This window comes from Acinetobacter sp. WA-87 (genome assembly GCF_039938935.1).
Lineage (GTDB): Bacteria > Pseudomonadota > Gammaproteobacteria > Pseudomonadales > Moraxellaceae > Acinetobacter > Acinetobacter seifertii.
This window is the reverse complement of record NZ_JBDUVF010000001.1, coordinates 1,482,382-1,493,688: the sequence shown is the minus strand read 5'-3', so window position 1 is coordinate 1,493,688 and position 11,307 is coordinate 1,482,382. Positions and strand designations below refer to the sequence as shown.

Here is an 11,307-nt window from a genome sequence, read left to right as displayed (position 1 = left end):
ATTCGACGCAGAAGTATACGTACTTTCTAAAGAAGAAGGTGGTCGTCACACTCCATTCTTAAATGGTTACCGTCCACAGTTCTACTTCCGTACAACTGACGTAACTGGTGCAATCCAGTTGAAAGAAGGCGTTGAAATGGTTATGCCAGGTGACAACGTTGAAATGTCAGTAGAATTAATCCACCCAATCGCAATGGACCCAGGTCTACGTTTTGCGATCCGTGAAGGTGGTCGTACTGTAGGTGCTGGTGTTGTTGCGAAAGTAACTGCATAATCACTTTTCAGTGAAAAAAGCGCTCCTTTTGGAGCGCTTTTTTTATGCTTGTTGTTTGACAATTCAATTTAAAGCTGGCCTTAACTGATACTTCAATGTCCTTATTTGCACTTAAGCCTTTTTATTAAATTTGTATGATAAGAATCAAGAAAATGAACAATAAAGTTTATGTAACTTAGGTTACTGGTAAGGAGCTTTCGATATGAATGCTAAAGTGAATATTACGAATCGTGCAGGAGCGAGCTTTCCAGTACGTCGGATGAATTTTGACTTTAATGATGTACCAGAATATTGGATGAATGGTTCTGCTGGACTCACACATTTTATGACTGCATTATCAGCATTGTTTCCTGCTGGTGAGAAATTCTTCATCGATAGTGTACGTGCCGTACGTTATCATCCAGCTATTAAAGATGATGAACTGCTACAAAAAGAGATTAGTGCTTTCATTGGGCAAGAAGCAATGCACACTCAAGAGCATGTAAATTTTAATGCTTCTGCTCAAAAGTTTGGTCATGATGTAGAAACGTTAGAGAAATTTACTGATACAGCGATTCAAACAGCCATTAAAACTTTTGTAAAAATTGTCAAACCTTTTGGCATGACAAAAGAAATGGTGGATTTGACTGCTACTACTGCACTTGAGCATTTTACAGCTACTATCGCCTCACAATTATTAGTAAATAAGAACATTCAAGAACTGATGACTGATGAGACCATGTCAACTATGTGGTATTGGCATGCAGTTGAAGAAAATGAGCATAAAGCTGTAGCTTTTGATGTATACGAGGGTGTATTTGGTAAAGGTGTAAAGGCTTATGCTTTACGCACGAGCTCTTTAGTATTTGCTATGACTTTAATCTTTTTGATTCAGTCATCGTTTGTACTTCGTCTTTTAAAACAAGATAATAAATTAAACTTAGCTGAGCTGTCTGTAATTTATAAATATGGTTATAGCCCATCGAAAGGTATTATTGCAGGTATGGCGAAAGAAATGCTTGCTTATTTTAAACCAGGTTTTCATCCCAATGATTTAGATACAGTTAGCTTGTTAAAAACATGGAAAGCTAAACTTGGACTTTAACCAAAAAATAAAGTGAAAAGGGCTGTGAATAGCCCTTTTTTATTGCCTTAAAAGTGCTACTCATTTTTAAAATTATAGAGTTTTATTTTGATTCAGAAAGGGGCTTTTAATGACCTCATCTGATAATTCGCTGTCCTCATCTGCACTTAAATAGCGCTTTTAAAAGTGTATTATTATAAATATTAAGAAAATAAATAAGGATATAAGTGAATTTTTGGTTCACTTAAAGGAGTCTAACATGAATGCTAAAGTAAATATTTCTAATCGTGCTGGAGCAAGCTTCCCTGTACGTCGTATGGACTTTGAATTTGATCAAGTTCCACGCTATTGGGCAAATTACGATGCAGGATTAACTCACTTTATGACAGCATTATCGGCTCTTTTTCCTGAAGGTGAACAATTCTTTGTAAATAGCACGCGTGCTGTTCGAAATGATGCAAAACTTGCTGACCCAGCTCTTCAAAAGGAAATTAGCGCTTTTATTGGTCAGGAAGCAATGCATTCGAAAGAGCACTTAGCATTTAATGCTTCAGCGCAGGCTTATGGTTATGATGTTCGTCATATGGAAAAGCAAACTGGAAAAGTCATTAAGATGGGTACGGCTGTTGTAACCAAATTAATGAAACCTTTTGGCTACACCAAAGAAATGATTGATTTGACGGGAACATGTGCTCTAGAACATTTTACTTCGACTATTGCCGCTGAACTTCTACAAAATCCTGAAATTCAGGCGATGTTCCAAGATAACACCATGTATCATTTGTGGATGTGGCATGCAGTTGAAGAAAATGAACATAAAGCGGTAGCTTTTGATGTTTATACAAGTATGTATGGGCAAGGTCCGAAAGCTTATTTTATGCGTTCAACTGCTTTAATTATTTCCATGGCTTTAATCTTCGCAACTCAATCATACTTTACTGCTAAGTTACTCAAGACTGATGAAAAGTTAACTTGGAAAGATACCAAATACATGCTTAAGTTTATGTATGGTCGTAAAGGTTTTATGACACGTCAAATTCCAGAATTGCTGGACTTTTTAAGACCAAAATTTCATCCAAATGATTCGGATACCACGGCTTTATTGGCAACTTGGCGTGAAAAGTTAGGTTTCTAATAAATCACATAGAAAAAGAGCAATTTAATTGCTCTTTTTTTTGCTCGTTTTTTCTATATAAGTTTCTATAATACTTTTAACTAGAAATCTGTAAATATGTTGAAATTCATGATTCGTACTATGCAAGCCTCCGATGTGGATAGTGTTGCTCAAATTGAAAAGCTTGTTCAGACACACCCATGGTCAAGACAGCAATTTATTGAATCTTTGAATTCTTATCAATGCACAGTGATTGAGTTAAATAGCAAAGTAGTTGGATTTTGTATTTTACAACCCGTTTTAGATGAAGCAAATTTATTACTCATGGCAGTTGATCCTAAAATGCAAGGGCAGGGTTTAGGATATGAATTATTAAGTGCTTCAATTGATCAATTAAAAAATGAGCCAGTACAAATCTTTTTAGAAGTGCGTGAAAGTAATAAAGCAGCTATTGGTTTATATGAAAAAACAGGCTTTCACCAAATTGATCTGCGTCGCAATTATTATCCTACTCAAGAAGGTGGGCGTGAAAATGCGGTGATTATGGTAAAAACCTGTACTGATGATTTCGCATCATTATTTTAATCACTTATCTCTTTGCATTTGATAAGAATAGATTAAAACTATTTAATAATTAAGTTGTTCCATTCGGAAGGTAAGGTTGTCATAAGAGACGTGCCTAACTGTTGGATCTCTTCTGGTGACAATGATCTATTTAAACGGCGCCATTGCCCATCTAGTAAAAGTTCTAAAGGTGTATATTGCGATTTGTAGTTCATTTTGGCAGAGTGAGGTACCCAATAGCCTAAATAAAGATATTCTAAGCCAAGTGATTTTACATATTCGATTTGATTCAAAATCGAATAAACACCTAAAGATCTACGGTGCTCATCTGGGTCAAAGAATGTATAGACCGCTGATAAACCATCATCCATAAGATCACATGTAGAAACACTGATCAGACGGTTATCTTTCCATAATTCCAAGAAGAAACTATCTGTGCAGCTATGAACTAGAAATTTTTCAAACTGATCTAAACTCGGCGGAAACATATCGCCATCGGCATGGCGCTCATTAATATAACGTTCATATAAATCATAATGAATTTGTGCAGCTTGCCGTGTTGGTAGAACAGTCATAGTAAGATCTTGATTTCGTTTCCACGCTTTTTTTTGCATGCTGTTCATTTGGAAATCGGCTACAGGAACACGACAAGACAAACACTGTCTGCATAAATGACATTCAGGACGATATACAAAGTCACCACTACGACGAAAACCTAATCGCGATAACTCTGAAAGAGTCACCACATCAATTCGGTGAATCGGGTCTAAAAAGACCATACGTGCTGACTTATTTTCTAAATAGCTGCAATCGTGAGGTGGGGTAATATAATATTGCAGATCATTTAAAAGGGACTTCGGGTGATATGATTTCATGATTGGTCCCTCCTGTTATCATTCCATTAATTTTGCATTTAATGCTATTGTTTTACTTGAAAATACACGTTCTTGATACTTTTTCCAATTGATAGAGGGGTGAATAATTACATCTTGTAACGATTTAAGATATTCCTGCCGAGAAAGTGTACAAGCCCCAAGACTAATTAAGTGACTATTTACAAGTTGGCAGTCAACCCAAGGAAGCTGATTTTCTTTACCAATTAACATTAAAGTATAAAAAGCCATTTTAGAAACATCGGTTTGGGTACTAAACATAGACTCGCCAAAGCAACCCTTACCGATCGTTACCCCATATAAACCACCTACCAGCTGTTCGTCTTGCCAAACTTCTACGCTATAGCCATAACCTGCATTAAACATTGCTAAATAGCCCTGAATAATATCTTCGCTAATCCAAGTTTCATTAGCATAACTTCGAGGTAGTGAACATGAGCGTATGACCTGTTCAAAAGCACGGTTTACCGTAATGGTGTAATCATACTTTTTCATATTCCGAATGAGCGATTTACTTGGTTTATAGTTTTGAGGATAAATCACACAGCGTGGTTCCGGACTCCACCAACAAATAGGCTCATCTTCATTAAACCAAGGGAAAAGTCCATGGGTATATGCTTCATAGAGCGTAGAAGGGGAGAGGTCAGCACCAATACAAATTAGACCATGACCATCTGGATCGGCTTCCTCTGGATCTGGGAAAATATATTGAGATAGAGGTAGTGTGTTCATAAGACTAAAATAATGTGTGCTTAAGGGTTATGCTATAAAAATTAATTTGAGGCAGCCAGTAATTATTATAAATGATAAAAAAACAGCCGTTATAAAACGGCTGTTTGTAATATCTAAACTTAAAGATTGTCTAGATATTTCTCTGCATCTAGTGCTGCCATACAGCCTGAACCAGCTGATGTAATCGCTTGACGGTAGATACTGTCAGCAACATCACCCGCAGCGAAAACGCCTGCTACAGAAGTTGCTGTTGCATTACCTGAAGTACCACTTTGTACTTGGATGTAGCCATCACGTAAGTTTAATTGACCATCAAACATTCCTGTATTTGGTTTGTGGCCAATTGCTACGAATAGACCATGAACTTCTACATCTTGCTTAGTGTCATCTTTGGTTGATTTAAGGCGAACACTTGTTACGCCAGTATTATCACCCAAGACTTCTTCAACTTCATGATTCCAAACGATGCTGATTTTGCCTTCTTTTTCTTTAGCAAATAAGTGATCTTGTAAAATCTTCTCAGAGCGTAAAGAATCACGACGGTGTACTAGAGTTACATGTGAAGCAATATTTGATAGATAAAGTGCTTCTTCAACAGCAGTGTTACCACCACCAACAACCATTACTTTTTGGTTTTTATAGAAGAAACCGTCACATGTTGCACAAGCACTCACGCCTTGGCCCATAAATTTTTGTTCAGACTCTAAACCAAGGTATTGAGCTGTTGCACCTGTCGCAATAATTAATGCATCACAAGTGTACTCTTCCATATCACCTTTAAGAACGAAAGGACGTACATTTAAGTCCACTTCGTTAATATGGTCATAGACAAGTTCGGTACCGAAGCGTTCAGCATGCGCTTGCATACGTTCCATTAAAGCAGGACCAGTCAAACCTTCAGGATCGCCCGGCCAGTTATCAACTTCGGTTGTTGTTGTAAGTTGGCCACCAAGCTGTAAACCAGCAATAAGTGTTGGTTTGAGATTTGCACGAGCTGCATACACAGCTGCACTATAACCTGCAGGGCCTGAACCGAGAATAATTAACCGAGAATGACGAGCACTCATTGAGGGTATCCTTATTTATTTCGAGAATTTTGAAAATTATACGTGAAATTGCCGACCAATAGCGTGAAATCGATGTGGATAATATTGATCAGGTCAATCGAATTAAGTTATATAACAATATAGAAGAGCCTTATGTTAACAACAACTGTAAAGAATCATGCACCTTTTTTGTAAGAACAGGTGCATAATATAAAGTTCATTCGTTGAAGATCTGAAATGTTGGTCTTCACATCTCTAAACCAATAATTAAATGGGTTACAGGACAGTATATGACTGCGGTGTCAAGTGTTTATGCACAGCGCTTATTGATGACATTATTCTTGGTCTCTTTTGGTATTTATATGTTTCTGGCGACAGTAACGTATACGCCATTTGATCCGGGCTGGATGCATATTTCAAGTGATACTCAGCAAGTATCTAATGCAAGTGGTATTGCTGGTGCATGGATTGCAGATTTGCTGTTTGGCTTTTTAGGCTGGGCAAGTTTGCTTATTCCAATTTTCTTGTTTGTTGAAGCCATTCAAGTCTGGTGGCCGCATAGTTTTCTAAACCGCCCATTTCGTTATGCTGCTCAATTCTTTTTAATTCTTGTTGTGTCGAGTTTACTCTATTTACACTGGAATGTACCGGCAGATACTTTGGATAATGCCGCAGGTGGGATTATTGGTTATGAATTGGGGCAGAGCTTATCTCAACTATTAACAATTTATGGTGCGACACTCTTTTTATTGGTTTTTGGGGTGGTTTTGTTCACTTTGGCATTTGGAGTGCAGTGGAGCAAAACTTGGGTTACGCTCAAAGCGATGCCAAGTTATTTACAAGACTTATTCTATAAGAACGTATCGCCAAATGAATCTGCTTATGATTTAACTACACAGCCAGCAAATAAAACAGCAAAGGTAAAAGTTGCAGAGATGCCTAAGGCCGAAGTTGCTGATGAGGCAGAGTTAAATATTCAATCAGAAAAAACACAAACAAAAGTTAGCTCTACACGACACGATGAAATGGCAGAGCGTTTATTTGCCGATGTTTTAGCAAAAGAGCAAAGTCAGCCTGAAGCTGTGGAAGAAAAGCAAAATCCTCAACCAGAAAACTTTGAACATACACTTGAACAAGCTCATCAGCTTAAAAAAGATAGTGAACGTCTGGTTGCTACAGGTGAAGTTTGGCGCGCTTTGCAACGTGATGATGCAAGTCATAAGCAAGAAATTGACGCCTTATTAAGAGCAGCTGATGATTCAAATGAACATCCAAATCATGAGCAGTTCCAAGAGGTAGCTTATCAGGCTAAACAAACTCAGCCTCAAGTCTCGAATACTCATCAAGGTTTAGATTGGAACGATGATGAGATTTTTGATGAGTTACTTGCCGCAGTTCCAAATAGTAAAACTGCCACTGATGTGCATACACCGTTCATTCAAGACCATCATGTTGAACCAGTTGTAACGCCGCAAGCATCTCATGCATCAGTTGAAACATCTGTAGCTCCATCGAATTTAAATCAGCCACCTAAAAATTTATCAAATGAACAGGTGTTTGATGATTTTGATGACTTGTTAATCGATGAAGATATTGCTCCAGCAACTCAACCGGTCAAAGCAAGTAGTTATGCTCAATCTTCAGCATTTGTACAAGCACCAATTCAAACTGCGATTGGTACAGAGAAGCTTTCAAAAGAAGAGTTTATTGAAGCTTGGCAAGAAACTGCTGGAAAGCCTGAGGATGATTTTGAAGATGAGTTCGATTTTGATGCGCCATTAACTGATGCATCTGGTCGACCAATGTCTCGTGCAATGCAGGTAGCTAAGAAGCGTTTAGATTTACCAACCTTACCGGGCTTTGAACTGCTTGATAAGGTTGACCCAAATAAGAAAGTTAACTTTACCGAAGAGCAGCTTTCACGTTTGTCTGAATTGTTAGAGATTAAATTACAAGAGTTTAATGTTAAGGCTCAGGTGGTTGAAGCTCAGCCAGGTCCAGTTGTTACGCGTTTTGAATTAGATTTAGCACCGGGTGTTAAAGCATCTAAAGTGACTAATATTTCCCGCGATTTGGCGCGTTCAATGTCTATGGCTTCTGTACGTGTTGTAGAAGTTATTCCGGGTAAACCGTATATTGGTATTGAAGTACCTAATAGTGCCCGTGAAATGGTACGTTTGATCGAGTTATTGGAAACACCAACATATCGTGACCCAAGTGCCCTCATTAGTATGGCAATGGGGAAAGATATTTCTGGTAATCCAGTATTAACAGATTTAGCAAAAGCACCGCATATGTTAGTTGCTGGTACAACAGGTTCTGGTAAATCTGTTGCGGTTAACTCGATGATTTTATCGATGTTACTTAAATATACGCCAGACCAGCTACGTTTAATTTTAATCGATCCAAAACAGCTTGAACTTGCAAATTATAATGATATTCCGCATTTATTAACGCCTGTAGTCACTGACATGAAAGATGCAGTCAGTGCATTAAACTGGTGTGTAAATGAAATGGAACGCCGTTATAAGCTTATGTCATTCCTTAAAATTCGTAAGTTAAGTGACTACAACCGAAAAGTTGAAGAAGCGATTGCAAATGGGGAAGATTTGATTGATCCAACATGGAAACCGAGCGATTCAGCGACACAAGAACGTGCACCTCGTTTAACGCCGCTACCATCAATTGTAATTGTGGCAGATGAGTTTGCCGATATGATCATGCAAGTAGGTAAGAAAGCGGAAGAAATGATTACGCGTTTGGCGCAAAAATCTCGTGCTGCTGGTATTCACCTTTTACTTGCAACTCAGCGTCCATCAGTAGATGTTATTACGGGTTTGATTAAAGCCAATATTCCAACGCGTGTAGCTTTACGTGTAAACAGTAAAATCGACTCACGTACTATTTTGGATGCAGGTGGTGCAGAAGACTTGTTAGGTCATGGTGATATGCTGTTCTTAGGGCCAGGTAAGATTGAGCCAGAACGTGTACATGGCGCATTTATTAGTGATGATGAAGTGAACCGTATCTGTGATGCATGGCGTGAACGCGGTGAACCTGACTATGTAGATGAGATCTTGACGCCATTTGATGAAGAGCCTACTTCTCGTGGCTTTGAAGAGGGTGATGGTGCTTCAGACCGTGATGCACTTTATGACCAATGCGTATCGTTTGTTCTAGAAACTCGAAAGGCATCTACATCATCATTACAGCGTAAGTTTAGCTTAGGTTATAACCGTGCTGCCCGTATTATCGACCAAATGGAAGAGAACGGTATTGTGAGTGCTATGGGTGCCAATGGTAAGCGAGATATTTTAGTTTAATATCTTCACTTGAAATTAAGCCTCTTCGGAGGCTTTTTTTATGGTTAAAAATAATAGCCCTGAACTGAAAGGTTAAGATTTTATCAAATAGTAAAAAATGCTAATGTGTGCTTCTAAATAAAAAACAATGAAACAAATCAGGAGGACAACATGCTAGTCGCGTTAATTACGTTAGCTTTTATTCATTTTTGTGCGCTTATTACTCCAGGGCCTGATTTCTTTCTAGTATCGCAGACCGCGGTAAGCCGATCTCGGAAAGAAGCAATGCTGGTTGTGGCAGGAATAACAGCAGGCGTTATGTTTTGGGCATCTTTAGCACTGATGGGCTTAAATATTATTTTCGAGAAAATGGCTTGGTTAAAGCAAGGTTTGCTTATAGCTGGTGGTTTATACCTATGTTGGTTAGGCTATCAAATGTTACGTTCGGCATTTTCAAAAAATCAGCAGGAAGAGGTTACGGAGGTTGAGTTACCTAAAGCACCTTACTTATTTTTTATGAAAGGATTGCTGACCAATTTATCGAATCCGAAAGCTGTGATTTATTTCGGTAGTGTGTTCTCTTTATTTTTAGCTAACCCTCAGCTTGATCAAGTTCATTGGTTGCTTTTTATTATTGTGTCGGTTGAAACGATTTTATGGTTCTGCTTTGTGACGTTTATTTTCTCGTTACCGAGTTTCAGAGTGGCTTACCGTAATTTTTCAAAATGGATTGATGGTATTTCAGGTGGTATTTTCACTGTATTTGGTATTTTCCTCATTGGAAATCGCTAAATCCAGACAATAAAAAAGCCTCTTAAAGAGGCTTTTTTTATTTTTAAGCTTAAGCAAATTTTGCTAAAACTTCTAAAAACGGCGCTGATTGACGAGGAAACTTAGCAATCACGTCATGGATGCGTTCACCTTCAGGATCTGTTGCATTGATATCTCGTCCATCTGCAACAAATTTAGTCAAAAGACGTTCATAGTCATTTGGACGCATATGTTTGAAAGCATGGTAGAGCACATGAAAATCTGCGTTCACACCATTTGGAGGAAGTTGGTTGAGGTAGGCAAAAACACGCTCATCGGACCATTCTTCATTGAAAGTTGCTGGCTGTGATAATGCCATGACAATCTCCTCATTTTAAAAAAGGCAAAATAACTTGCGTTATTTTGCCTTGATTCTGATGTGTTGAATAGTCAGAAATAGAATTATCGTTCTTCAGGTAAATTGATATTCATTTCTAACATTTCGATATTTGCTTCAGAACGAACTTGCATTTGGATATGCTGTTCGCCTACACCGCTGACATAACGACTCACCACCTGCATGATTTCTTTCTTCATTTGGTCAATCTTGTCTTGGCTTAAGCGACGGCCTAAACCTTGTTCTGATGCAACAATAACTTTTAAACGATCTTTAGCAGTTTGAGCACTTGATGGCTTTTCGTCACTGCTAAATAATTTACTCCAGAATCCTGCCATATCTACGCTCCAAATAGTCGTGCTAACCAGCCTTTAGGTTGAGCTGTGATGTGTCGATAAGGGCGTTCTTCGCCAAGAAAGCGAGCAACCAAGTCATCATACGCTTGGCCAGCTTTAGTTTCTGAATACAGAATAACTGGCTTACCTTCGTTTGATGCTTGTAATACGCTTGGACATTCAGGAATAACACCTAATGTCGGTACGCGTAAAATATCTTTAGAAATATCATCAATCGTCAGCATTTCCTGACGGTCAGCACGTTCAGGGTTAAAACGTGTAATACATAAATGCTTACGTATACGTCCTTCGTTGTGTTCAACTTTTTTAGTTTTACTGTCTAACATTCCGATGATGCGGTCAGAGTCACGTACTGAAGAAATTTCAGGGTTTGTCACAATGATTGCTTCATCTGCATGGTACATTGCTAAAATTGCACCACGCTCAATTCCAGCAGGTGAGTCACAAATAATGTAATCAAATTCTTGAGCAAGTTCGTCAATCACACGAGCAACACCTTCGTCGCTCAAAGCATCTTTATCACGGGTTTGTGAAGCCGGTAAAATGTAAAGGTTTTCGATATCTTTATCGCGAATAAGGGCTTGTTGCAGACGTGCTTCATTGTTAATTACATTGACAAAATCATAAACAACACGACGCTCACACCCCATAATTAAATCAAGGTTACGTAAGCCTACATCAAAGTCAATCACAACAGTTTTATGACCACGAAGGGCTAAACCTGTTGCAAAAGATGCACTCGTTGTAGTTTTACCTACACCACCTTTGCCTGATGTTACGACAACAATTTTGGCCACCGAATCCACTCCTATTATG

The 11,307-nt window shown here is 38.4% G+C and carries 11 protein-coding genes and 1 pseudogene; 6 read left to right on the top strand and 6 right to left on the bottom strand.

Features of this window, described 5'->3' with window-relative positions:
• From ABFY81_RS06945 to rimI, 4 genes and pseudogenes are all read left to right on the top strand, one after another.
• Positions 1 to 274, top strand: a pseudogene (locus ABFY81_RS06945) (elongation factor Tu); the annotation flags it as partial.
• 202 nt (positions 275 to 476) lie between these two features.
• On the top strand, positions 477 to 1,358 hold the full coding sequence (locus ABFY81_RS06940) for a metal-dependent hydrolase (RefSeq protein WP_191015580.1): 882 nt from the start codon (positions 477 to 479) through the stop codon (positions 1,356 to 1,358).
• Between the two features lie 238 nt (positions 1,359 to 1,596).
• A complete protein-coding gene (locus tag ABFY81_RS06935) occupies positions 1,597 to 2,472 on the top strand; it encodes a metal-dependent hydrolase (protein ID WP_347913397.1) in 876 nt (291 codons plus the stop codon).
• A gap of 108 nt (positions 2,473 to 2,580) precedes the next feature.
• Entirely contained in the window at positions 2,581 to 3,036 is a 456-nt protein-coding gene (gene rimI / locus ABFY81_RS06930) for a ribosomal protein S18-alanine N-acetyltransferase (protein ID WP_004703327.1), read from the top strand.
• Between the two features lie 38 nt (positions 3,037 to 3,074).
• Here rimI and ABFY81_RS06925 read toward each other — a convergent pair whose 3' ends face one another.
• The 3 genes from ABFY81_RS06925 to trxB all read right to left on the bottom strand — a co-directional run bounded on the left by ABFY81_RS06925 (position 3,075) and on the right by trxB (position 5,707).
• Positions 3,075 to 3,890, bottom strand: a complete 816-nt coding sequence (locus ABFY81_RS06925; protein ID WP_004703325.1) for an arginyltransferase — start codon at positions 3,888 to 3,890, stop codon at positions 3,075 to 3,077.
• An 18-nt stretch (positions 3,891 to 3,908) separates the two neighbouring features.
• Entirely contained in the window at positions 3,909 to 4,640 is a 732-nt protein-coding gene (gene aat, locus ABFY81_RS06920; RefSeq protein ID WP_347913396.1) for a leucyl/phenylalanyl-tRNA--protein transferase, read from the bottom strand.
• A gap of 119 nt (positions 4,641 to 4,759) precedes the next feature.
• Complete coding sequence (gene trxB / locus ABFY81_RS06915; RefSeq protein WP_004703323.1) at positions 4,760 to 5,707, bottom strand: thioredoxin-disulfide reductase; 948 nt, start codon at positions 5,705 to 5,707, stop codon at positions 4,760 to 4,762.
• A gap of 269 nt (positions 5,708 to 5,976) precedes the next feature.
• Here trxB and ABFY81_RS06910 point away from each other — a divergent pair, with 269 nt between their 5' ends.
• Together ABFY81_RS06910 and rhtC are read left to right on the top strand one after the other, a co-directional pair.
• The gene (locus ABFY81_RS06910; protein WP_191000612.1) at positions 5,977 to 9,009 is read left to right on the top strand and encodes a DNA translocase FtsK; all 3,033 of its coding nucleotides are present in this window, start codon (positions 5,977 to 5,979) and stop codon (positions 9,007 to 9,009) included.
• A 150-nt stretch (positions 9,010 to 9,159) separates the two neighbouring features.
• Positions 9,160 to 9,780 carry a threonine export protein RhtC gene (rhtC, locus tag ABFY81_RS06905; protein WP_004703321.1) on the top strand — a complete coding sequence of 207 codons (621 nt, stop codon included), beginning with the start codon at positions 9,160 to 9,162 and terminating at the stop codon, positions 9,778 to 9,780.
• Between the two features lie 49 nt (positions 9,781 to 9,829).
• On the opposite strand, the gene ABFY81_RS06900 is transcribed toward rhtC, so the two are convergent.
• The 3 genes from ABFY81_RS06900 to minD all read right to left on the bottom strand — a co-directional run bounded on the left by ABFY81_RS06900 (position 9,830) and on the right by minD (position 11,288).
• Positions 9,830 to 10,117 carry a PA4642 family protein gene (locus tag ABFY81_RS06900; protein WP_004703320.1) on the bottom strand — a complete coding sequence of 96 codons (288 nt, stop codon included), beginning with the start codon at positions 10,115 to 10,117 and terminating at the stop codon, positions 9,830 to 9,832.
• An 83-nt stretch (positions 10,118 to 10,200) separates the two neighbouring features.
• Positions 10,201 to 10,473 (bottom strand): cell division topological specificity factor MinE, encoded by a 273-nt coding sequence (minE, locus tag ABFY81_RS06895; protein ID WP_003653273.1) that lies wholly within the window; start codon positions 10,471 to 10,473, stop codon positions 10,201 to 10,203.
• Positions 10,474 to 10,475: 2 nt separating this feature from the next.
• Positions 10,476 to 11,288: a septum site-determining protein MinD gene (minD, locus tag ABFY81_RS06890; RefSeq protein WP_019456834.1), complete on the bottom strand. Its 813-nt coding sequence runs from the start codon at positions 11,286 to 11,288 to the stop codon at positions 10,476 to 10,478.
• Positions 11,289 to 11,307 lie beyond the last annotated feature (19 nt).

Bases quoted from the DNA above. Each gene is read 5' to 3' on its own strand.
- ABFY81_RS06940 (WP_191015580.1), top strand. From the start codon at position 477: ATGAATGCTAAAGTGAATATTACGAATCGTGCAGGAGCGAGCTTTCCA.
- ABFY81_RS06925 (WP_004703325.1), bottom strand. From the start codon at position 3,890: ATGAAATCATATCACCCGAAGTCCCTTTTAAATGATCTGCAATATTAT.
- ABFY81_RS06900 (WP_004703320.1), bottom strand. From the start codon at position 10,117: ATGGCATTATCACAGCCAGCAACTTTCAATGAAGAATGGTCCGATGAG.
- rhtC (WP_004703321.1), top strand. From the start codon at position 9,160: ATGCTAGTCGCGTTAATTACGTTAGCTTTTATTCATTTTTGTGCGCTT.
- aat (WP_347913396.1), bottom strand. From the start codon at position 4,640: ATGAACACACTACCTCTATCTCAATATATTTTCCCAGATCCAGAGGAA.
- ABFY81_RS06935 (WP_347913397.1), top strand. From the start codon at position 1,597: ATGAATGCTAAAGTAAATATTTCTAATCGTGCTGGAGCAAGCTTCCCT.
- rimI (WP_004703327.1), top strand. From the start codon at position 2,581: ATGATTCGTACTATGCAAGCCTCCGATGTGGATAGTGTTGCTCAAATT.
- minE (WP_003653273.1), bottom strand. From the start codon at position 10,473: ATGGCAGGATTCTGGAGTAAATTATTTAGCAGTGACGAAAAGCCATCA.
- ABFY81_RS06910 (WP_191000612.1), top strand. From the start codon at position 5,977: ATGACTGCGGTGTCAAGTGTTTATGCACAGCGCTTATTGATGACATTA.
- trxB (WP_004703323.1), bottom strand. From the start codon at position 5,707: ATGAGTGCTCGTCATTCTCGGTTAATTATTCTCGGTTCAGGCCCTGCA.